The following is a 19,299-nucleotide window of genomic DNA, read 5'->3' as shown; positions in this document are numbered from 1 at the left end:
CCGGAAGGTCCGTCGGTCAGCCCTGAAGCGCCTTGACCACCAGTTCGCCCTCGCCCCGCGACTTCATCGCGAGCGCCGCGGCATGCGCGCCGGCCAGCGTGGTGAAGTAGGGGATCTTGTCGTAAAGCGCGACCGAGCGGATCTCGCGGCTGTCGGCCAGGGCCGCCGAGCCTTCGGTCGTGTTCAGCACCAGCTGGATGCCACCGTCCTTCATCGTGTCGACGATGTTCGGCCGGCCCTCGTAGACCTTCTTGACCGGCTCGCATGGCAGGCCCTGCGCCTTGACGAAAGCCGCGGTGCCCGAGGTCGCCACGATGCGGAAGCCGAGCTCGTGCAGGATCGACGCGATCTCTGCCAAGAGCGGCCCCTTGTCGGATTCCTTGATCGACAGGAACACCGCGCCTTTCTCGGGCAGATGTGTGCCGGCTCCCATCTGCGCCTTGAGGAAGGCCCGGGGGAACGACCGATCCCAGCCCATGACCTCGCCGGTCGAACGCATCTCGGGTCCAAGGACCGTGTCGACGCCGGGGAACCGCGCGAACGGCAGAACCGCCTCCTTGACCGAGAACCACGGCATGTCCGGATCGGCCAGCGTCATCGGGTCGGCCAGCGGCAGGGTCGTCTCGTAGCCGGTGTCCTCGGGATACCTCTCGCGCATCGCGAAGGCGGACAGCTTGTCGCCTGCCATCACCCGTGCGGCGATGGAGGCGATGGCGCTGTCGGTGGCCTTGGCGACGAAGGGCACCGTGCGGCTGGCGCGGGGGTTCACCTCGATCAGGTAGACCACGTCGTCCTTCACCGCGAACTGCACGTTCATCAGGCCGACGACGCCCAGCTCCAGCGCCAGCGCTTCGGACTGGCGCTTCACCTCGTCGATGATCTCTCGCGACAGCGAGTAGGGCGGCAGCGAACAGGCCGAGTCGCCCGAGTGGACGCCCGCCTCCTCGATGTGCTGCATGATGCCCGCGACGTGCACGCTTTCGCCATCGCAAAGCGCGTCGACGTCCAGCTCCACCGCGCCCGACAGGTAGCTGTCGAGAAGGACCGGGCTCTTGCCCGAAACCACCACGGCGTCGCGGATATAGCGTTCGAGATGCGCGGCGTCGCGGACGATCTCCATCGCGCGGCCGCCCAGCACGTAGGACGGACGGATCACCAGCGGGAAGCCGATGTCGTGGGCAATGTCGATCGCCTGCTGCTCGGACGAGGCGATGCCGTTCTTGGGCTGCTTCAGGCCAAGACGGTTCACGAGGTCCTGGAACCGCTCGCGGTCCTCGGCGCGGTCGATCGCGTCGGGCGATGTACCGAGGATCGGGATGCCGGCCGCTTCGAGGTCGTTGGCGAGCTTGAGCGGGGTCTGGCCGCCGAACTGCACGATCACGCCGTGCAGCGTGCCGTTGTCCTGCTCCACCCGCAGGATCTCCATCACGTGCTCGAAGGTCAGCGGCTCGAAATAGAGACGGTCCGAGGTGTCGTAGTCGGTCGACACGGTCTCGGGGTTACAGTTGACCATGATGGTCTCGTAGCCCGCGTCGGTCAGGGCAAAGCAGGCGTGGCAGCAGCAATAGTCGAACTCGATGCCCTGCCCGATCCGGTTCGGGCCGCCGCCGAGGATGACCACCTTCTTCGCGTCGGAGGGCCGGGCCTCGCACTCGACCTCGCCCATCATCGGGGCCTCGTAGGTCGAGTACATGTAAGGGGTCTGCGCCTCGAACTCGGCGGCGCAAGTGTCGATGCGCTTGAATACCGCGGTGACGCCTGCATCGACGCGCGCGGCGCGGACCGCGTGTTCGTCCATGTCGGTCAGTGCGGCGAGGCGCATGTCGCTGAAGCCCATCATCTTGAGCTCGCGCAGGCCGTCGGCGTCGGTGGGCAGTCCGTTCTGGCGGATTCGCTCCTCGGCCTCCACGATTTCGCGGATGCGGGCCAGGAACCACGGATCGAAGCGGGTGACACCGTGGATATCGTCATCGGACAGGCCGTGCCGCATGGCCTGCGCGATGGTCCGCATCCGGTCGGGTGTGGGCCGGGCCAGCGCCTTGACCACCGCGGCATGGTCGGACACTGCGTCACCGGTCAGCCCGGGAATCGCAACCTCGTCAAAGCCGGTCAGCCCGGTTTCCATCGACGCCAGCGCCTTTTGCAGCGACTCGTGGATGGTGCGGCCGATGGCCATCGCCTCGCCCACCGACTTCATCGCGGTGGTCAGGAGCGGCTCGGCGCCCGGGAATTTCTCGAAGGCGAAGCGCGGGATCTTGGTGACGACGTAGTCGATCGTGGGCTCGAACGACGCGGGCGTGACCTTGGTGATGTCGTTGTCCAGCTCGTCGAGCGTGTAGCCCACCGCCAGCTTCGCGGCGATCTTGGCGATCGGGAAGCCGGTCGCCTTCGATGCCAGCGCCGAGGATCGCGACACCCGCGGGTTCATCTCGATCACGACCATGCGGCCGTCCTCGGGGTTCACCGCCCACTGGACGTTGGAGCCGCCGGTCTCGACCCCGATCTCGCGCAGCACGGCGATCGAGGCCGAGCGCATCATCTGGTATTCCTTGTCGGTCAGCGTCAGCGCCGGCGCGACGGTGATCGAATCGCCGGTGTGGACGCCCATCGGGTCCACGTTCTCGATGGCACAGACGATGATGGCGTTGTCGGCGCGATCGCGCACGACCTCCATCTCGAATTCCTTCCAGCCAAGCAGGCTCTCGTCCACGAGGATCTGACCGGTGGGCGAGGCGTCCATGCCCGACCGGCAGTAATGCTCGAAGTCGTCGCGGTTGTAGGCCACACCACCGCCTGTGCCGCCTAGGGTGTAGGCCGGGCGGATGATCGCGGGCAGGCCGATGTGTTCGAGTTCGGCCAGGGCCATCCGAACGCCTTCCTTGAGGTCGACGCCGCCGCCCTCGGCCCTCTGGGGCGCGGTGATGATCGTGGCCTTGGGATTCTCGAGCCCGATCCGCTCCATCGCCTCGCGGAAGAGACCGCGGTCCTCGGCCTTCTCGATGGCCTCGCGGTTGGCGCCGATCATCTCGACCCCGAACTTCTCGAGCACGCCCATCTCCTCGAGCTTGAGCGCGGTGTTCAGGCCGGTCTGCCCGCCCATCGTCGGCAGAAGCGCGTCGGGACGCTCGGCCTCGATGATGCGCGCGACCACATCGGGTGTGATCGGTTCGATGTAGGTGGCATCGGCGAGGCCCGGATCGGTCATGATCGTCGCGGGGTTCGAGTTCACCAGGATCACCCGGTAGCCCTCTTCCCGGAGCGCCTTGCAGGCCTGCGCGCCGGAGTAGTCGAACTCGCAGGCCTGCCCGATGATGATGGGCCCCGCACCGATGATCATGATGGAGGAGAGGTCGGTTCTCTTGGGCATCGGATCCTCGTCGCCTGCGATATGGTGGGGGCAAAATTGGCAGGGTTATGGGAGAAGGCCCCGAGGGGTGCAACCCCTCGCGCACCGCCGCGATCCTGCTGCCTTCGGCGCCGTGTCAGGATTTATTGACAGCCTTAAACCATTATTCGCCTGACAGTCCGTCGGCGGCCACTATCCTCCGGCAGGACGAACGCGCAGGCGGTGCCCCGGCACGCCGCAGGCGCGGGCGGCCCGAACCGGGCCTTTCGATGCCGGGACGGGGATAGCACATCGCATGAGTTCGACATCGGCCGGCCTGTTCTGGACGACGCATCCCGAGGGGATGATGAGCGCCGCCGTGGTCGTCCCCCTGCACGCCATCCTCGCCGAGACATTCGGGCAGCGCATCTGCGACGATGTCTTTGCCGACGCGGGGATGGGCCGCCTGCCCGGGCCAGAGGATTCGGTGCCCGAAGCCCGGGTCGTCCGGCTGTTCGACGCGGTCTACACCTCGTGGCCCGAGGTGGCGCCGGACCTCCTTGACCGCGCCGGTCGGGTCACCGCCGAAATGATCGTGATGCAGCGTGTGACCGCGCGCGCTCGGCTCTTGCTGGCGAACATGCCGTGGTCAATGGCGGCGTGGCTACTGGCGCGCTCGGTCCGGCAGAACTCCCGCGCCTTCGCGGGATCGGGCATCTTCTCGGTCCAGACGGCCGGCAGCTTCGTGATATTCGACAATCCGCTGGCACGGCCCGAGACCGGTGCCGCGCCGTCGTGCCATTTTCACCGCGCCCTGTTCGAGCACATGTTCCAGCGCCTGGTGCACCGCGATTTCGCCTGCGTGGAAACCGAATGCCGCGGCGCCGGCGGCGGATGCTGTGCCTTCCGCCTCACGGTCGGGGGCGCCACGCCCGAGGCGCACCCCCGCTGAACGGCCCGGCGCGCCGAGGCGACACCGGGCGGCGCCATGCCCGGTCCTACTGCGCGGCGTGCGCCCAGCCTTCGCCCTGTGCCTTGCGCGGCTCTGCATAAAGGTAGTCGCGCGTCGTCGGCACGGCGTACTGCTTCCGCGACAGCTGGAACTGGAACACGCCCTGATGCTGCTCCTCGAACGCGGCTTCGCAGGCCGCGAGGTAGAAGCGGAACATCCGCACGAAGCGCTCGTCGTACATCTCGCGCACGCGGTCGACCTGCGCCTCGAAGCGGTCGCGCCAGTGGTGCAGGGTCGGGCCGTAATGCCCGCGCAGCACCTCGAGGTCCGCGGTCCAGAGCCCTGCCTTCTCGATCGATGGCGCAAGGTCCGACAGCGCCGGAACGTAACCGCCGGGGAAGATGTACTTGGCGATCCACGGCGAGGTCGGCGACGGAGGCTCGGTCAGCCCGATGGTGTGGATCAGCGCGATCCCGTCGGGGTCGAGCACATCCGACACCTTGTCGAAGTAGACCGGGAACTGCGGCGAGCCGACATGCTCCAGCATTCCCACAGACACCACGCGATCGAAGGTCTCGGTCACGTCGCGGTAGTCCTGCAACCGGAACTCGGTCTTGTCGGACAGCCCGGCCTCGGCGGCGCGGCGCTGCGCGGTGGCGTGCTGGTTCGACGACAGCGTGACCCCTGTGACGTGCGCACCGTAGTCGCGCGCCAGCGTCAGCGCCATGCCCCCCCAGCCGCAGCCGATGTCGAGGACGCGCATCCCCGGCTCGATCCGCAGCTTGCGGGCGATGTGATCCTTCTTGGCCTGCTGCGCCTCTTCCAGCGTCATGTCGGGACGCGCGAAGTAGGCACAGGAATACTGCATGTCCTCGTCGAGAAAGAGCCGGTAGAGGTCGTCCGAGATGTCGTAGTGATGCGCCACGTTGCGCCGCGCCGAAAGAGGCGTGTTCCGCTGAACTACGCCCTTCGCCGCGTTGCGGAACCGGTGCATCCCTACTGCCCAGCTCGGCATCGCGCCGCTGTTCTCGCGATTGCGGATCAGCATGGCGAGAAAGTCGTAGACGTTGTCGCCCTCGACCTCGATCGCGCCGTCCATGTAGCCTTCGCCAAGCGCCATCACCGGCGTCAGGCAGAGCGCGCGGGCGGTCTTCTCGTCCTTGAGCGTGACCTCGGCGGAAAACTGGTCGGGACGGCCATATCGAGTGACCGAGCCATCCGGCCACGTCACCTTGAGTTCACCATCGACGACGAGTCGCGACAGCACACGATCCAGAACCTTCGTCCACATAAGAGCCCCCTGAAAGTGTTTAGGGAAAATTACGATCCCGCCGGATTCGGATGTAAATCTAGGTCGACAGGACGCCTGCGACAAATCGCCGACGCCCGCGCTTGACTTCCCAAGCCGCCCCATGTGTATCCACGCCTGAATTTCAGTCAGTTTCCAAGGGGCCGGACGCCATGCACGCCTACCGCAGCCACACCTGCGCCGACCTGCGCCGCGACAACGTCGGCGAGGAGGTACGCCTCGCCGGATGGGTGCACCGCATTCGCGACCACGGCGGCGTCCTCTTCGTCGACCTGCGCGACCATTACGGCATCACCCAGGTGCTCTGCGATCCCGACAGCCCGGTCTTCTCGCAGGTCGAGCGCCTGCGCTCTGAATGGTGCGTGAAGATCGACGGCGTGGTGAAGGCCCGCAGCGAAAGCCTGGTAAACCCCAAGCTGCCCACCGGCGAGATCGAGGTCTACATCCGCGACGTCGAGGTGCTGGGCGCCGCCGAGGAGCTGCCGCTCATTGTCTTCGGCGACCAGGAATACCCCGAGGAGACGCGCCTGCGCTATCGCTACCTCGACCTCCGCCGCGAGGCGATGCAGCGCAACATGACGCTGCGCTCGGACGTGGTGCGCGGTATCCGCCAGCGCATGTGGGACCAGAGCTTCCGCGAGTACCAGACGCCGATCATCACCGCGTCCAGCCCCGAGGGCGCGCGCGACTTCCTCGTGCCCTCGCGCCTGCACCCCGGCAAGTTCTACGCGCTGCCGCAAGCCCCGCAGCAGTTCAAGCAGCTGATCATGGTGTCGGGCTTCGACAAGTACTTCCAGATCGCGCCGTGCTTCCGCGACGAGGACCCGCGCGCTGACCGCTCGCCCACCGATTTCTACCAGCTCGACATGGAGATGAGCTTCGTCGAGCAACAGGACGTGTTCGACACGATCCAGCCGGTGATCCAGGGCGTGTTCGAGGAATTCGGCGGCGGCAAGACCGTTGATACCGAGTGGCCGCAGATCTCCTACGCCGACGCGGCGCTGTGGTACGGCACCGACAAGCCGGACCTGCGCAACCCGATCAAGATGCAGGTGGTCTCGGACCACTTCCGCGGTTCCGGCTTCGCGATCTTCGCCAAGCTGCTCGAGCAGGACGGCACCGAGATCCGCGCGATCCCGGCCCCCGGGGGTGGCAGCCGCAAGTTCTGCGACCGGATGAACGCCTTTGCCCAGAAGGAAGGCCTGCCCGGGATGGGCTACATCTTCTGGCGCGAAAAGGACGGCGAGACCGAGGCCGCCGGGCCTCTCGCCAAGAACATCGGCCCCGAGCGCACCGAGGCGATCCGCCAGCAGCTCGGCCTCGGCGTGGGCGATGCAGCCTTCTTCCTCGGTGGCAAGCCTTCCTCGTTCGAGCGCGTCGCCGGAAAGGCGCGCGTGACCATCGGCGAGGAGCTCGGCCTGACCGAGACCGACCGCTTCGCCTTCGCCTGGATCGTCGACTTCCCGATGTACGAGGCCGATGAGGAGTCGGGCGAGATCGACTTCAGCCACAACCCGTTCTCGATGCCACAGGGCGGGATCGAGGCCCTCGACGGCGACCCGCTGCAGGTGAAGGGCTACCAGTACGACCTTGCCTGCAACGGCTACGAGCTTGTCTCGGGCGCGATCCGGAACCACCGCCCGGACATCATGTTCAAGGCCTTCGAACTGGCCGGCTACGGCGAGGACGAGGTCCGCAAGCGTTTCGGCGGCATGGTCAACGCGTTCCGCTTCGGCGCCCCGCCGCACGGCGGCTGCGCGGCGGGCATCGACCGCATCGTCATGCTGCTCGCCGAAGAGGACAATATCCGCGAGGTCATCATGTTCCCGATGAACCAGCGCGCCGAGGACCTGATGATGGGCGCCCCCTCCGAACCCGCGCCCGAGCAGCTCATGGAGCTGCGCCTGCGGGTCATGCCGGAAGAGTGATGCTGCAAAGGCTGCGGGACGCGGGCTTCGATGTCCTGACCCGCAACCATGCGGACGCCATCCTCGCGCACGACTTCCCGGCCGAGACCGCCGAACTGGTCGAGGCGCTGTCCGAGCACCGCATCACCCTGGCCGAGATCGTCGGCCGGGGCGGCGGCGAGGCGGCGCAGACCCAGCGGCTGCGCCACACCCTGAGCGCCGCGGGCTGGGCCAAGCACGGCTTCTCCGTCCGCACGGTGGTCGACGGCATCGAACGCGAGTCGGTGAGCCACGAGGTCGACCACGTGCGCGCGGGCGCGGCCGGTACGCTCGCCTGCGAGATCGAGTGGAACAACAAGGACCCGTTCTTCGATCGCGACCTCGAGAACTTCCAGCGGCTGCACGCGCTCTCGGCGATCTCGGTGGGCATCGTCGTCACCCGCGGCTCGTCGATGCAGGACGCCATCCTCGAGCGCACCACCGCGTGGATGACCGCCGAGGGACTGGCCTCCGAGGCCGACCTCGACCGCCTCAACATCGGCGTGCGCACCCGTGCGCAGCGCGAGGCCGTGGCGCGCGCAGTGGCCCGCGGCTTGCCCTTCGCCGAAGCCTTCGCGCGCATTTTCGTGCAATCGAAATACGGCCCCGCCACGACCCACTGGGCCAAGCTCGAGGACCGCGTCTCGCGCGGTGTTGGCAATCCCTGTCCGTTGCTGCTGATCGGGCTGCCGGGAAGTCTCCTGACGGAAACCGCGGTCGCTCCGCCGACATCGCCCGCTCCGGATCTGTTCTCGCGTTAAAGCCTTCTTCTTGGCGAAAACATCCCGGGGAGCGAGAGGGGCTGGCCCCTCGCCGCGCGGGAGGCGTCTCTACTCCGCGGCGACGCCGGAATTGTAAGCGTAGGTCTTCCAGGACGGCTTGTAGTCCGCGTCCGCCTGGTTGCCCCAGACCGTCCAGCCCTCGCGCACCCCCCGGCCGAAAAGTTCGAGGTAAGGTCCCCAGGAACAACTCTCGATCAGCTTGTACTGCTCGTCGGGCTTGCGCGAATGCTCGCGCTTGCGGGTCTCAACCATGTTCACCTGTCGCCGCCCCGGCGGCAACGTACGTGCGTTCCGGCCCTTGGTGCCGAAGAGCAGAAGCTCGGTCACGTTGCGGAAGTAGAATCCCACCCCGCGCCCGTCCGAGCCGCCGTCCTTGCGCACCTTGTGCCAGACGATGTTCGACTTGTACGTGAAGCCCCAGGCGTTCAGCACCGCCAGCCCCTCGGGCAAGAGCGCGTTCGGCACCCAGAGGTAACAATGCGCGGTGTCGGCCAGGTGATCGGCCACCGGCAACGCGCAGATCTCGTCGAGTGTCATGGTCGGATAGCGCGCCAGGCGCTTGTGCTCAGGCGCGACCTTTCCGGTACGGTTGACGAACCGCCACGGCGGATCGGCCATCACGCAGCCGAAGCGGTCGCCGGCGAGAAAGTCTGCAAGATCGTGTGCGGCGTCGCCTGTCATGCTCGATATACTGCGTGATTGCCGGGGAGATGTCACGGGAACGTCTGCGGAACGTAACCTGCCGGCGCCGCTCCGGCAACCTGTGGCGCAGGATGCCGGGCGCTGCCTCGAATACCCTCGGATAGACGGGGGCTGCCACGCGGCAGGGATGGGAGCGAGGGCTCTGCCCTCGCGCTCTCTGGATATTTCGCCAAGGCGAAGAGCGTGGTGGCCCGGAAGCGCTGAGCGGGCGGTTGCTCCGACCTCGCCTTCTGGTCCCTGGGCCTCTCTCGTACCCCGCGTCAGACCGCCTCCCGGTCGAGAACGCGGTCGGACAGCAGCGCGGAGAGGTGGCCCCGCGCGCCGGCCTGACCTCCGAGCAGCGCCTCGGCGGCGCGGACGACGGGATCGTCGCCGGCGCTGCGGGCCACGCCTGCAACGAAGCGCGCCACGTATGTGGTCGTGGCCTCGTCGCCCGCGCCCGACAACACCGCGGCCGCGTGCGCCATGTCGTCGCGAAAGGCGACCGGGTCCGCGCGCATTTCGGCTTTGTCGACGATCCGGGCACCCGCGGGCTGCCATTCCGGCGGCAGGTGGCGCAGGATCGCGGACTGGAACGCGGAGAGCCCGGCGAACGGCTTGGCGAGGAACCCGTCGGCACCGGCTGCCAGCGCCACCGGCTCGGCGAACGCGTCGCCGGACATCCCCAGCAGCACCGGGACGCGGGGCATCGACCGGGCCATGTCCTCCAGCAGTTCGGCCCCCGAGCCATCGGGAAGCCCCATGTCGATCAGCGCGGCCGAGGGGCGGTAGACCTCGAGGTGGCGGCGCGCCGAGCGCAGGCAGTCCGCGCGCCGGATTCGCGCGCCAGAGCGGATGCACATGAGCCGCAGGACGTCGCAGGCATAGCGGCTGTCCTCGACCATGAGGACGGTCAGGCCCAGCAAGGGGCGTGCCGCGGTGGGGCGCATGAGGCCGTAGCCGGTGTCGTGGTCGTCCATTCTGTCCTCCGTCGTGCGATCCTTCGCCGAACCGACTCGGAGTCTGCGCGCGCGCACCTAACGGGCGGTTAATGGCCGCAGGCCGGGCGCCTTGCGGGGCGGCGCGGCGGCGGGCATATCGGGTGCACCGAGATACAGGAGGATGCCATGATCGGCCGTCTCAACCACGTCGCCATCGCGGTGCCGGACCTCGACGCCGCCGCGGCGCAATACCGCGACACGCTGGGCGCCTCGGTCGGCGCCCCGCAGGACGAGCCCGACCACGGCGTCACCGTGGTGTTCATCGAGTTGCCCAACACCAAGATCGAGCTCCTCTACCCGCTCGGTGACGAGAGCCCGATCCGCGGCTTCCTCGAGAAGAACCCCGCCGGCGGCATCCACCACATCTGCTACGAGGTCGATGACATCCTCGCCGCGCGCGACCGGCTCAAGGAGCAGGGCGCGCGGGTGCTGGGTTCGGGCGATCCCAAGATCGGCGCGCACGGCAAACCGGTGCTGTTCCTGCACCCCAAGGACTTCAACGGCTGCCTCGTGGAACTGGAGGAAGTCTGATGTCCATCGCCTCGGCCATCGTTCTCTTCGCCGTGTTCTGGTTCCTGATCTTCCTGATCGTCATCCCGATCCGGCTGCAGACCCAGGGCGACGTGGGCCGGGTGGTGCACGGGACGCACTCTGCGTCACCCGAGGTGCACAATCTCGGCCGCAAGGCGTGGATCACCACGGGCGTCACTTTCGTCGTCTGGGCGATCGTGGCGGGGGTCATCCTGTCGGGCGTCATCGACGTGCGCGACATCGACATGTTCAACCGGATGGGGCCCGCGCCTGCAGGGAGTGAAACAGGTGGGTGAACGTCGCCGCGCCGAGGATCGGGATCAGCAGGTTCACCAGCGGAACCGATAGCGGCAACGCCATGAGCGTGCCCGCGATCCAGATCGTCGCGCCGTGACGCCGCCGCATGAGGATGGCCTGCTCGCGACCGACCCGGCGCATTGCAGCCAGCGTGAAATATTCGCGTCCGAGAAGGTAGCCGTTCATCGCCCAGAAGATCAGCGGCGCGAGCGGCGTGACCAGCACGTAGAGAACGAAGGCCGCGAGGTTCGCGCCGATCAGGACGGCCATGAAGCCGAGCGTGTCGCGCACCTGATCGAAGAACGGGATCTTCTTGGCGGGCGGCAGGGCCGGGTAGTGCCGGTCCTCGACCGCCTGCGCGACTTCCTCGAGGAACATCGAGGTGATCGCCGAGGCCACCGGCACCATCAGGAACACCGACAGAACCAGCATCAGCAGGATCGACCCGGCGCCGAGCAGGTCGTCGATCCAGCGCACCTCGCCCACCAGCGGCAGGGTCAGCTGCTCGGGCGAGGCCCACGCGACCAGCCACAGGAACCCGGCGTAGAACACGAAGAGCAGCGCCACCGTCAGGGCGAGGCCGAGCCACAGCACCCGGCGAAAGCGCCGGTCGTCACCGAGCTGACCGACCGCCTTCAGGAAGGACGTGAGGATCACGCCTCGATCCACTCGGTGATGGCGTCGATGTCGGGGCGCGGGCGGTCGGGCGGCGCGCTGCGCTCGGTCCCGATGTGGATGAACCCGGCAATCCGCTCGTTGGCCTCGAGCCCGAGATAGCCGGCCACGAAGCCGCGGTCATGCGCCGCCCAGCCGGTCAGCCAGTTCGCACCCCAGCCCGCCGCGAGGGCGGCATTCAGCAACGCGAGACATACGGCACCGGCCGAGTATGTCTGCTCGATCGGCGGGATCTTGGCCGATTCGCGCTGCACTTCCACCACCGCGACGCAGAGCGGGCTGTCGGCGAACTGCGCGCGCGCCTTGATGCCTTGCTCGGGGTCGAGGTCGAGCGCCGCGGCGCGTTCCGCGGCCGCCTCGGCGAGACGCGGCAGCGCTGCGCCGCGCAGCACGACGAAGCGCCAGGGCTCTAGCTTGCCGTGATCGGGACTGCGGGCCGCCGCGGTCAGAATCTCGCGCAGCTGGTCATCATCCGGCGCCGGCGCTTCCAGCAGTTTGGCCGGGCGCGAGCGGCGGGTCAGAAGGAAGTCGAGCGCGGCGTCGTTCCGGGGCGGCATGGCAGTCTCCGTGGCGTGTCGCCCCTATGTCATCCGTCGCACCGGGCGTTTCAATGCTGAAATAAGGCGTCCCGGTGCTGGCCGCCTGTGCGCGTGCGCGCTATTCCGGCGGCATGTCCCGCGCTGCGCTGTCCCACCTCGCCACGCCGGGCGCGGTGCTGCGCCTCCGCGTCACGCCGCGCGCCGGCCGAACCTCGGTCGATCTGCAAGAGGACGGCAGCCTGAAGGTACGCGTGACCGCGCCGCCCGAGGACGTCAAGGCCAACCGCGCGGTCACCGAAGCACTGGCCCGGGCTCTCGGCATCGCCAAGTCGCGGCTGACGCTCGTGTCGGGGAGCACGTCACGGGACAAGGCATTCCGGGTTGAGGACTAGGCGCAAGGGCAGGCTCGTATCGTAGGTGGATGCCTGGCCCTACTTCTTCCGGGTGTAGACCCCTTCCGGCAGCTGGATCGCGGCGGCGAGGTCGCGCATCTGTGTGATCGAGAGGGTGATCCGCTGCATTGAATCCGTGCGGGGATCGTACTGCTCGACGGTGATGCACTCCTCGAAGCTGTTGACGATGACGTCTTCCTGAAGATGCGAGGCGCCCTCGTCCACGAGGGTCACGACGGTGGAGTCGAATTCGTGCTCGATGCTGAACATGGGATCAGCCTAGCCCCGCCGCACCGCCTTGCCTAGCCTCTCGCGCCGCCGGTGCAGCGCAAAGAGCGCCGGGGCCGCCACGTGGTCGTAGAGCACCTCCGCGACCGGCCGCACCACCGGCAACCGGACCGCCCGAGCGAGCCAGCGCAGCCGCGGAATCCGTTCCCACACCAGCGCGAAGGCGGCCACGCCGTCGTGGACCTCGCCATCCTTCATCACGTGGAACCGCCGCGCGGCCTCGCGCCGTGTCAGACCGAACCGGTCGAGCTCGCCCTCCGAGAGGCCACGATAGGCGATATCGAGGTCCTGCGCCCGGGTCATGCGCTTGTAGCCCCGGACCTCGCGGGCGCAGATCGGGCAGGTGTCGTTGTAGATGACCGTCAGATCGTCGCTCATGCGAGATGACGTAGAGGTGAGCGGGCTGCCGCCAAGCCAAGGGGAAAAAGGGTTGGCCCCTGCCCTGCGCCCCGCCTAATCATGGGCTACACCCTTTTTCGACCGGAGCCTTCATGCGCTGGATCGCCATTCTCACCCTGACCCTTCTCTCGGCCGCCTGCGCGCCCATCGACGTGTCGACCACGACCGGTGGAGGCACCGCGCGACCCTCGCCGGGTGGTGGGGGCGTCCCGACAACGCGCCCTGGCGGAGAGCTTCTGACCGAGGATGGCCAGCTCAAGGGCCGGGCCGAGCGTGCCGCCCGGACCTTCGTGCAGGTGACCAACACCGTGGAGCCGGTGGCGGAATCGGAATGCCGGCGCGTGGCGCCGAACGCCAACTGCAACTTCATCATCGTGGTCGACGACCGCCCCGGACAGCTGCCCAACGCCTTCCAGACGGTGGATCGCGCGGGCCGACCGGTGCTGGCGTTCAACCTCGCGCTCATCGCCACCGTGGAGAATGCCGACGAGTTGGCCTTCGTCATGGGGCACGAGGCCTCGCACCACATCCTCGGACACCTGCAGCGCACGCAGCAGAACGCCGCCGTGGGCGCGGTGGTCTTCTCGGGCCTCGCCGCGATGACCGGCGCCAGCGCCGAAGCCGTGCGCTCGGCCGAGGAGTTCGGGGCGACCGTGGGCGCGCGCAGCTACTCCAAGGATTTCGAGCTGGAGGCGGACCAGCTGGGCACGGTCATCACGTCGCGGGCCGGGTTCAACCCGATCCGGGGGGCCGAGTTCTTCACCCGCATCCCCGATCCCGGCAATCGCTTCCTCGGCTCGCATCCGCCCAACGCCGCACGGATCGACGTGGTGCGCCGGACCGCAGCCCGGCTCTGAGTCACATCCGGCCGCGGTCCGCCGGCGCATTGACCTGCATCAAGGCGATCCGCGGTGATGTCTGCCACGCTGGTTCCCGAACGCAGAGATCGGGAGACGGCGACATGCTCGGACGCGACACCCTCAAACGCCACGCGGACCTGGTGGACCGCATGGCAACCGCGCGCGGAGTGGACCTCGAGAAGGCCGCCCTGCGGGGCGAGGTCCGGATCGGAGAGATCGACGACGCGGTGCTCGCCTGCGCCGGCTGCAGCGCGCCGGATGCGTGCACGCACTGGCTGGCGGAGACGACGGCACCGCAGCCCGCCACACCCTCCTTCTGCCGCAACGCGGAGCTGTTCGAGCGGCTGACCAAGGGCTGAGGGCGCGTCGACGAGCGGCGACCGCCCCGCACCGCTCGGCGCTTCCAAGGCCGACCGAGCGAGGCGGGCCGGGCAAGGCGCATCCGGCAGGCAGGAAAACGCCATGCCGCGAAAGCCGGAAGAGCGTTCAGGACCGCTGCCGGAACCTGCACGGCATCGGGCTCTGCTCGGGCGCAGCTGACCTGCGGCCGGCGCGCGCCGCGCCGGCGCGCCGGTTTCAGTTGCCCGGCAGGTTCTGCGCCGACTGCTTGATGTCGGAATACTGACCCGACGGGCGGAAGCGCCACAGGTACTCTGGCACCACGGCCTCGAGCGAGGTCGGCTCGATCCCGAGATCGGCGAAGGTCTTGACCCCGTCGCCCACCACGTTGTCCCGGCGCAGGTTCGCCACCTGATCGCGGGTGATTGCCGGATCGATCATGTCGAAGCTGAGCTTCTGCAGCAGGTCGAACCCGCGCCCCATGATCGAGGCGGCCCAGAACGGCACGTTCACGATCAGGCAGCGCCGACGGATCACCGACAGCATGTAGACCATGAGCTCGCGGAACGTGTTCACGTCCGGCCCGCCCAGCTCGTAGATCCCCGGCGCGGCCTGCCCGAGCACGCCCTTCACCGCCGCCTGCGCGACGTCGTCCACATAGACCGGCTGGAAGCGGGTCGAGGCGCCGACGACCGGCAGGACCGGTCCCATTCGGGCCATCTTGCCGAAGCGGTTGAAGAATTCGTCCTCGGGACCGAAGATGATCGACGGTCGCAGGATGATCGCCTGCGGGTATGCGTCAAGGATCGCCTTCTCGCCCGCGGCCTTGGTGCGTGCGTAGGCGCTGTCCGAGTCGGCGTCCGCGCCAATCGCCGAGATTTGGATCAACCGCGGCGTTTCCAGCTCGGCGGCAATGCGCGCGACCCTTGCGGCCCCCTCCTGCTGCACGGCCTCGAAGGTGTTCTTGCCCGTCTCCGCCAGAACGCCCACGCAGTTCACCGCGGCATCCGCCCCGCGCAGCACGTCGCGAACGCTGTCGTCGTCGCGAATATTGCAGAAGACCGGCTCCACCTGGCCGACAACGCCGTAGGGACGCACGTAGATCGCGTCGTTCGGGCGCCGAACCGCCACGCGCACGCGCCAGCCCTCCTGCGCCATGCGGCGGGCGATGTAGCGGCCGACGAATCCGGAGCCGCCGAATATCGTGACGAGCTTGGCCTTGGGCATGATGTCGCTCTCCTCGCGCGGGGGTGCGTTGCGTGACTGTCTAGCCCCCGCGACCCCGTTCGGCAAGCGACCGGGCATCGCGGAGAACCGGGTCGAAAAACCTGCGGAATCGCCGTTGACACCACCCGGCTCCGGGCATAAACGCCCCGTCACGCTCCCGTGCCCAGGTGGCGGAATTGGTAGACGCGCAGGTTTCAGGTACCTGTGCCGCAAGGCGTGGAGGTTCGAGTCCTCTCCTGGGCACCATTTGCAACCCCAAAAATCCAAGTATGCTTGAATTTCTGAAGTTGCTGGCGTTTTTCTTCCGAAAACTGCCCCACAAGTTGCCCCACGGAGACGTCACGAGACGCGCGGGTAGCCGCCTCGATCACATCGACCGCGCGGCCTTCGCGAGATCGGTCATGCGCGCGGCGTACCAGCGCAGTCCGGCGTCGACCTCCAAGCGGCGGCCATTGTCCACTTCGAGGGCGATAACGGGCTCACCGAGCAGGCTGAGCAGCGTGTCCGCGGCTTCATCGAGAGCGATCGCCAGTTCCGGCGTCGTCTGTCCGGGTCCGTAGGCCCGCTCGATCGCCGCCCGGAACTCGGGGCCGGAGACGCCATTGAAGCGTCGCAGAAGGTCGTCGAGGCCCGCGCCGTGGCGCGAGAGAAAGCTCTTGGTTAGACTTTCTGCCGCGAAGCTTGGGGTCCCGTTGGTCGGGTTGACGAAGATCGTCTGCTTTTGTCCCATTCGGGGATCTCCCGAGATCCGGTCGATGACACGTCGTCCTCGAGAATTGCCGGTCTCGTTCAAGGCGTCGCCGCCCAGGAGGGGTGGCGGCGACGGGCGGGCGAAGACGTATCTTCGCCTGTCGAGCGAAATGCGCGGCTGTTCCGGGCCGCATGTGCATCTCGCCTCCTATTCCTAAGAGTCGACAGAGATCGAACCCTTCGGCCGGGCGGTGCTGCTCTCGACGTCGGCCTCCCCTAATAGGCCGACCTCGACAGCAGCACCTTGGGCTATCCGAATGCCCTGCGCAACGCCGTCAGCGAGGCTCTTGCTGCGGAGTCAGAAGGGAACGGATTTCCGTGATAACCCGGATCTCGGCATGAGCAGAGAACCGGAAAGGTTTGATACGCACCAATCCTCGGTGCTTTCCGCCATCGTGGTCGGCGCACGGCCCGTATCCGAGTACGTCGAGGACTTGTTGCGCGGTCACGATTTGCGCACCGCGCTCGTCCTGCGCCTTGGCGGAGCTGAGGCTCGCTCGCATGGAGAGATCACCGCAAATGCAGATACCTGCGTAGCCGACGATCATGAGATCAGGCGAACCGCGAAACACGAAGCGGCACCAAACCAACGCCTTGCCGAGATCCCGCGCGATATACGCGTCCAGTCGCGGGTCATCCATGTCCATCATCGTCTGGCTCCTATTCCGTGCGGCCTCGCCAGGAGGGCCGCACGGAATAGGATGCCGGCGATGGCCCCGAGATAGTTCGATGGCATCATGACCCACGCCTGTGATCGTCCGGGATGCGGATGCGGCCGGAAATGCGTTGGCATCGCTACCGATGTTCCGAGCGGTGTTCAGCCAGACTTGCTTTCAGCAGGCGCGCCAGGCCCGCCGCACGCTCGTGAGCCGAGCCCCCGCCCGGCGTGACCGTAACGCCCATGCGCGGCCCAAAGACAAGGTAAGGTCGTGCGATATAGCCGAGGGTCTCGAGTGCCCATTGCGCGTCGGTGCGTATTGTCGGCAGGTCACAATCCGCGATTGCTGACATAGCCCCGACGAGGAGTAATATTTCGCCGTCGTCCCGGAGATACGCAACGGCCAGCCACGGGTACGGGGGCGCGTTCGGATGCCTCATCCGGCACCAGTCAGCCGCGATCGCCAGATCGCGGCTCATGCGATCCATCTCGCCGAGTAGTATTTCGTCGTCATCCATTGCGGCCTCCCATCGGTCCGGCTTCGCAGAGAGAGCCGGACCGATGGGAGGCCGCGGCCGCGTGAGTCACCCATGGTTCCCAGTTCGTTCGTTCGGCCGCGGTATCGATGGGAGAGGTCCAGGAGAGGGGCACCCTTTCCTGGCCGCGCGGGGCGGGAGCAGGAGGGGGCTGCCGGCGGGAGGAGTGCGGAACGACCTCCCGAGAGGCCCGTCGGAGACGCCAGGGGGGTGTGCAGAGGGGGGAGCGGCGAGCGATGCCCCCTTGCCCGCCGGAGGCGCCGGAGAGGGTCACAGGGAGGGGCGGCGAGCGCCCTCCCTCCGGGGGTGTCCAGAGGGGGTGCAACGCCCCTTTGGCCGGCGGCGTGTATGAAGCGAGCGCAGCGCTGCGGAACTACACATAGTCGGTCCCTATGTGTACGAACCTGGCGCCGCAGGCGCTCTCGTACGACCGTTTCGGGTCCCCCGCCCCGGAGTCCTAATTCCGCTTCACCCAGCGATTGAGCACAAGAAGGGGAAGCGGGCATGTCGGGATATCAGTTTGCGCATATGGAGCTTTGGTCGGCCAAGCCATCGAACGGAAATGGGCCGGAGCCGCACGCGAAAAAGAAGAACGGGGAGCGCAAATGGAGCGCGCAGGAAATCCTCGACGAGGCAGAGCGTATCGCGAGTGCGTCGGCGCACGTCATTCCCGGCCGCCCGGGTCCGCAAATCCTGCCGCGCGCCGCAAGCTCGTTCGGGGACATGCGCCAGATGCAGCAGGACGCATCTCAGGTCGAGGAGTCCTACATAGGCGGTGCGCGAGGCAAGAAGCGCGCCCCGCGCACCCGCAAGCTCCGTGTCGATGCGGCGTCGCTTTACGCAAGCGTCTTTTCGTTGCCGGTAAAAACTGAAGCCGCCCTGGCGGATCCCGATCTCCGGCAATCGTCCCTGGACGTGCTGGAGCAAGCCCTCGATTGGGAGTGCGACCGGATCGGCAAGGTTGGGGGACGTGTGCTTGCCGGCGTGGTTCACTGGGACGAAGAGCACCTTCACCTTCATGTCTTCGCCATCGACCCGGTCAGAGGTCGTGTCGATCACCTGCATCCGGGCCGAGCGGCGAAAGCGGCAGTCAACATGTCGGCCGGCCCGAAGTCGAAGGCGCGGGGCAAGAAAGCCAACGCGGCGTATTGCGACGCCATGCGAGCGTGGCAGGACGAGCTGCACGGAGAGGTGTTCGCCACATCCGGCCTGCTTCGCTACGGCCCTGGCCGGCATCGCTGGACCCGGAAAGAGTATGGACGCGCCAAGGCATTGGCCGCCGACATCGCATCCCGCGAAACGCGGCTGTCCGATCTCGAAGCCTGGGAGGGTGCGCAGGAGCGGCGGCAGGACGAACAGGATGCGCGCGAGAGCGATCTCGACAATCGCCAGACCAACATGGAGGAGCGCGAAGCCGCTGCCGAGGAAAAGGTTGCTCGAGCAGCAGCCGCGCAAGCAGATGCTCTCGCCCTGCGCAATGCATTGGAGGTGTCAATCGGCGCCCAATCGGGACCCCTTATCGGCGTCCAAAACTGACCCCTTTGGGAGCACGGGAAGCTGGCCCGATGCGGTGTAGCCGTCATACAGCGCAGCCGGATCGGGCCAGCGATTATTTGGGGCTCAGGCTCGTGTCTTGAAGCGCCAGCTCTCGTTGCCGGTCTCGACGATGTCGCAGTGGTGGGTGAGCCGGTCGAGGAGTGCGGTGGTCATCTTGGCATCGCCGAAGACGCTCGGCCATTCGCCGAAGTCGAGGTTCGTGGTCACCAGGATTGACGTGCGCTCGTAGAGGCGGCTGATCAGGTGGAAGAGCAG

General features: G+C 67.4%; 21 protein-coding genes, 1 tRNA gene and 1 pseudogene. 10 read left to right on the top strand and 13 right to left on the bottom strand.

The genetic code is table 11. From position 1 onward, the window contains the following. Positions 1 to 16: 16 nt before the first annotated feature. Complete coding sequence (carB, locus tag BMX29_RS16825) at positions 17 to 3,367, bottom strand: carbamoyl-phosphate synthase large subunit (RefSeq protein ID WP_092815148.1); 3,351 nt, start codon at positions 3,365 to 3,367, stop codon at positions 17 to 19. A 274-nt stretch (positions 3,368 to 3,641) separates the two neighbouring features. Between carB and bchJ the strand changes: the two genes are divergently transcribed. Beyond that, positions 3,642 to 4,277 carry a bacteriochlorophyll 4-vinyl reductase gene (gene bchJ, locus BMX29_RS16820; protein ID WP_051487683.1) on the top strand — a complete coding sequence of 212 codons (636 nt, stop codon included), beginning with the start codon at positions 3,642 to 3,644 and terminating at the stop codon, positions 4,275 to 4,277. A gap of 46 nt (positions 4,278 to 4,323) precedes the next feature. Here bchJ and BMX29_RS16815 read toward each other — a convergent pair whose 3' ends face one another. Beyond that, positions 4,324 to 5,568 carry an SAM-dependent methyltransferase gene (locus BMX29_RS16815; protein WP_092815145.1) on the bottom strand — a complete coding sequence of 415 codons (1,245 nt, stop codon included), beginning with the start codon at positions 5,566 to 5,568 and terminating at the stop codon, positions 4,324 to 4,326. A gap of 170 nt (positions 5,569 to 5,738) precedes the next feature. Between BMX29_RS16815 and aspS the strand changes: the two genes are divergently transcribed. Beyond that, complete coding sequence (aspS, locus tag BMX29_RS16810; protein ID WP_043844390.1) at positions 5,739 to 7,514, top strand: aspartate--tRNA ligase; 1,776 nt, start codon at positions 5,739 to 5,741, stop codon at positions 7,512 to 7,514. Next, a complete protein-coding gene (locus tag BMX29_RS16805) occupies positions 7,514 to 8,293 on the top strand; it encodes a BglII/BstYI family type II restriction endonuclease (protein ID WP_092815142.1) in 780 nt (259 codons plus the stop codon). Before aspS ends, BMX29_RS16805 begins: the two co-directional genes overlap by 1 nt. A gap of 69 nt (positions 8,294 to 8,362) precedes the next feature. On the opposite strand, the gene BMX29_RS16800 is transcribed toward BMX29_RS16805, so the two are convergent. Then, positions 8,363 to 8,995: an MT-A70 family methyltransferase gene (locus BMX29_RS16800; RefSeq protein ID WP_043844388.1), complete on the bottom strand. Its 633-nt coding sequence runs from the start codon at positions 8,993 to 8,995 to the stop codon at positions 8,363 to 8,365. Positions 8,996 to 9,276: 281 nt separating this feature from the next. Then, the gene (locus BMX29_RS16795; RefSeq protein WP_092815139.1) at positions 9,277 to 9,975 is read right to left on the bottom strand and encodes a response regulator; all 699 of its coding nucleotides are present in this window, start codon (positions 9,973 to 9,975) and stop codon (positions 9,277 to 9,279) included. A 147-nt stretch (positions 9,976 to 10,122) separates the two neighbouring features. On the opposite strand from BMX29_RS16795, the gene mce reads away from it, so the two are divergent. Further along, a complete protein-coding gene (mce, locus tag BMX29_RS16790) occupies positions 10,123 to 10,527 on the top strand; it encodes a methylmalonyl-CoA epimerase (protein ID WP_043844383.1) in 405 nt (134 codons plus the stop codon). Then, complete coding sequence (locus tag BMX29_RS16785) at positions 10,527 to 10,823, top strand: DUF1467 family protein (protein ID WP_092815136.1); 297 nt, start codon at positions 10,527 to 10,529, stop codon at positions 10,821 to 10,823. Before mce ends, BMX29_RS16785 begins: the two co-directional genes overlap by 1 nt. On the opposite strand, the gene BMX29_RS16780 is transcribed toward BMX29_RS16785, so the two are convergent. Together BMX29_RS16780 and BMX29_RS16775 are read right to left on the bottom strand one after the other, a co-directional pair. After that, positions 10,777 to 11,481 carry an EI24 domain-containing protein gene (locus BMX29_RS16780; protein WP_092815133.1) on the bottom strand — a complete coding sequence of 235 codons (705 nt, stop codon included), beginning with the start codon at positions 11,479 to 11,481 and terminating at the stop codon, positions 10,777 to 10,779. The genes BMX29_RS16785 and BMX29_RS16780 overlap by 47 nt on opposite strands. After that, positions 11,478 to 12,056: a nitroreductase family protein gene (locus BMX29_RS16775; RefSeq protein ID WP_092815130.1), complete on the bottom strand. Its 579-nt coding sequence runs from the start codon at positions 12,054 to 12,056 to the stop codon at positions 11,478 to 11,480. Before BMX29_RS16775 ends, BMX29_RS16780 begins: the two co-directional genes overlap by 4 nt. A gap of 113 nt (positions 12,057 to 12,169) precedes the next feature. Between BMX29_RS16775 and BMX29_RS16770 the strand changes: the two genes are divergently transcribed. Continuing rightward, entirely contained in the window at positions 12,170 to 12,430 is a 261-nt protein-coding gene (locus BMX29_RS16770) for a DUF167 domain-containing protein (RefSeq protein WP_092815237.1), read from the top strand. A gap of 39 nt (positions 12,431 to 12,469) precedes the next feature. Here BMX29_RS16770 and BMX29_RS16765 read toward each other — a convergent pair whose 3' ends face one another. Then, positions 12,470 to 12,700, bottom strand: a complete 231-nt coding sequence (locus BMX29_RS16765) for a hypothetical protein (RefSeq protein WP_043844376.1) — start codon at positions 12,698 to 12,700, stop codon at positions 12,470 to 12,472. 9 nt (positions 12,701 to 12,709) lie between these two features. Further along, positions 12,710 to 13,096: a thiol-disulfide oxidoreductase DCC family protein gene (locus BMX29_RS16760; RefSeq protein WP_092815127.1), complete on the bottom strand. Its 387-nt coding sequence runs from the start codon at positions 13,094 to 13,096 to the stop codon at positions 12,710 to 12,712. Positions 13,097 to 13,209: 113 nt separating this feature from the next. On the opposite strand from BMX29_RS16760, the gene BMX29_RS16755 reads away from it, so the two are divergent. After that, on the top strand, positions 13,210 to 13,974 hold the full coding sequence (locus tag BMX29_RS16755) for a M48 family metallopeptidase (RefSeq protein ID WP_092815124.1): 765 nt from the start codon (positions 13,210 to 13,212) through the stop codon (positions 13,972 to 13,974). Positions 13,975 to 14,078: 104 nt separating this feature from the next. After that, positions 14,079 to 14,336, top strand: a complete 258-nt coding sequence (locus tag BMX29_RS16750) for a DUF6455 family protein (protein WP_092815121.1) — start codon at positions 14,079 to 14,081, stop codon at positions 14,334 to 14,336. A 217-nt stretch (positions 14,337 to 14,553) separates the two neighbouring features. On the opposite strand, the gene BMX29_RS16745 is transcribed toward BMX29_RS16750, so the two are convergent. After that, entirely contained in the window at positions 14,554 to 15,543 is a 990-nt protein-coding gene (locus BMX29_RS16745) for a complex I NDUFA9 subunit family protein (protein ID WP_043844369.1), read from the bottom strand. A 161-nt stretch (positions 15,544 to 15,704) separates the two neighbouring features. On the opposite strand from BMX29_RS16745, the gene BMX29_RS16740 reads away from it, so the two are divergent. Then, positions 15,705 to 15,789 (top strand) — tRNA-Leu (locus tag BMX29_RS16740). A 121-nt stretch (positions 15,790 to 15,910) separates the two neighbouring features. Here BMX29_RS16740 and BMX29_RS16735 read toward each other — a convergent pair. The 3 genes from BMX29_RS16735 to BMX29_RS16725 all read right to left on the bottom strand — a co-directional run bounded on the left by BMX29_RS16735 (position 15,911) and on the right by BMX29_RS16725 (position 17,469). Then, complete coding sequence (locus BMX29_RS16735; RefSeq protein ID WP_092815118.1) at positions 15,911 to 16,273, bottom strand: hypothetical protein; 363 nt, start codon at positions 16,271 to 16,273, stop codon at positions 15,911 to 15,913. A gap of 295 nt (positions 16,274 to 16,568) precedes the next feature. Beyond that, complete coding sequence (locus tag BMX29_RS16730) at positions 16,569 to 16,943, bottom strand: hypothetical protein (RefSeq protein WP_092815115.1); 375 nt, start codon at positions 16,941 to 16,943, stop codon at positions 16,569 to 16,571. Positions 16,944 to 17,088: 145 nt separating this feature from the next. Beyond that, on the bottom strand, positions 17,089 to 17,469 hold the full coding sequence (locus tag BMX29_RS16725) for a hypothetical protein (RefSeq protein ID WP_092815112.1): 381 nt from the start codon (positions 17,467 to 17,469) through the stop codon (positions 17,089 to 17,091). A gap of 522 nt (positions 17,470 to 17,991) precedes the next feature. On the opposite strand from BMX29_RS16725, the gene BMX29_RS16720 reads away from it, so the two are divergent. Beyond that, positions 17,992 to 19,023 carry a plasmid recombination protein gene (locus BMX29_RS16720; protein ID WP_092815109.1) on the top strand — a complete coding sequence of 344 codons (1,032 nt, stop codon included), beginning with the start codon at positions 17,992 to 17,994 and terminating at the stop codon, positions 19,021 to 19,023. 84 nt (positions 19,024 to 19,107) lie between these two features. Here BMX29_RS16720 and istB read toward each other — a convergent pair. After that, positions 19,108 to 19,299 (bottom strand): annotated as a pseudogene (gene istB, locus BMX29_RS16715) (IS21-like element ISPkr1 family helper ATPase IstB); the annotation flags it as partial.

This window comes from Roseivivax marinus (assembly GCF_900109705.1).
Classification (GTDB): Bacteria; Pseudomonadota; Alphaproteobacteria; order Rhodobacterales; family Rhodobacteraceae; genus Roseivivax; species Roseivivax marinus.
This window is presented reverse-complemented; position numbering and strand designations above follow the sequence as displayed.

What these genes read in the sequence shown, in the direction of transcription:
- carB (WP_092815148.1), bottom strand. Translation starts at nt 3,367, where the DNA reads ATGCCCAAGAGAACCGACCTCTCCTCCATCATGATCATCGGTGCGGGG.
- bchJ (WP_051487683.1), top strand. Translation starts at nt 3,642, where the DNA reads ATGAGTTCGACATCGGCCGGCCTGTTCTGGACGACGCATCCCGAGGGG.
- BMX29_RS16815 (WP_092815145.1), bottom strand. Translation starts at nt 5,568, where the DNA reads ATGTGGACGAAGGTTCTGGATCGTGTGCTGTCGCGACTCGTCGTCGAT.
- aspS (WP_043844390.1), top strand. Translation starts at nt 5,739, where the DNA reads ATGCACGCCTACCGCAGCCACACCTGCGCCGACCTGCGCCGCGACAAC.
- BMX29_RS16805 (WP_092815142.1), top strand. Translation starts at nt 7,514, where the DNA reads ATGCTGCAAAGGCTGCGGGACGCGGGCTTCGATGTCCTGACCCGCAAC.
- BMX29_RS16800 (WP_043844388.1), bottom strand. Translation starts at nt 8,995, where the DNA reads ATGACAGGCGACGCCGCACACGATCTTGCAGACTTTCTCGCCGGCGAC.
- BMX29_RS16795 (WP_092815139.1), bottom strand. Translation starts at nt 9,975, where the DNA reads ATGGACGACCACGACACCGGCTACGGCCTCATGCGCCCCACCGCGGCA.
- mce (WP_043844383.1), top strand. Translation starts at nt 10,123, where the DNA reads ATGATCGGCCGTCTCAACCACGTCGCCATCGCGGTGCCGGACCTCGAC.
- BMX29_RS16785 (WP_092815136.1), top strand. Translation starts at nt 10,527, where the DNA reads ATGTCCATCGCCTCGGCCATCGTTCTCTTCGCCGTGTTCTGGTTCCTG.
- BMX29_RS16775 (WP_092815130.1), bottom strand. Translation starts at nt 12,056, where the DNA reads ATGCCGCCCCGGAACGACGCCGCGCTCGACTTCCTTCTGACCCGCCGC.
- BMX29_RS16770 (WP_092815237.1), top strand. Translation starts at nt 12,170, where the DNA reads ATGTCCCGCGCTGCGCTGTCCCACCTCGCCACGCCGGGCGCGGTGCTG.
- BMX29_RS16765 (WP_043844376.1), bottom strand. Translation starts at nt 12,700, where the DNA reads ATGTTCAGCATCGAGCACGAATTCGACTCCACCGTCGTGACCCTCGTG.
- BMX29_RS16760 (WP_092815127.1), bottom strand. Translation starts at nt 13,096, where the DNA reads ATGAGCGACGATCTGACGGTCATCTACAACGACACCTGCCCGATCTGC.
- BMX29_RS16755 (WP_092815124.1), top strand. Translation starts at nt 13,210, where the DNA reads ATGCGCTGGATCGCCATTCTCACCCTGACCCTTCTCTCGGCCGCCTGC.
- BMX29_RS16750 (WP_092815121.1), top strand. Translation starts at nt 14,079, where the DNA reads ATGCTCGGACGCGACACCCTCAAACGCCACGCGGACCTGGTGGACCGC.
- BMX29_RS16745 (WP_043844369.1), bottom strand. Translation starts at nt 15,543, where the DNA reads ATGCCCAAGGCCAAGCTCGTCACGATATTCGGCGGCTCCGGATTCGTC.
- BMX29_RS16735 (WP_092815118.1), bottom strand. Translation starts at nt 16,273, where the DNA reads ATGGGACAAAAGCAGACGATCTTCGTCAACCCGACCAACGGGACCCCA.
- BMX29_RS16730 (WP_092815115.1), bottom strand. Translation starts at nt 16,943, where the DNA reads ATGATGGACATGGATGACCCGCGACTGGACGCGTATATCGCGCGGGAT.
- BMX29_RS16725 (WP_092815112.1), bottom strand. Translation starts at nt 17,469, where the DNA reads ATGGATGACGACGAAATACTACTCGGCGAGATGGATCGCATGAGCCGC.
- BMX29_RS16720 (WP_092815109.1), top strand. Translation starts at nt 17,992, where the DNA reads ATGTCGGGATATCAGTTTGCGCATATGGAGCTTTGGTCGGCCAAGCCA.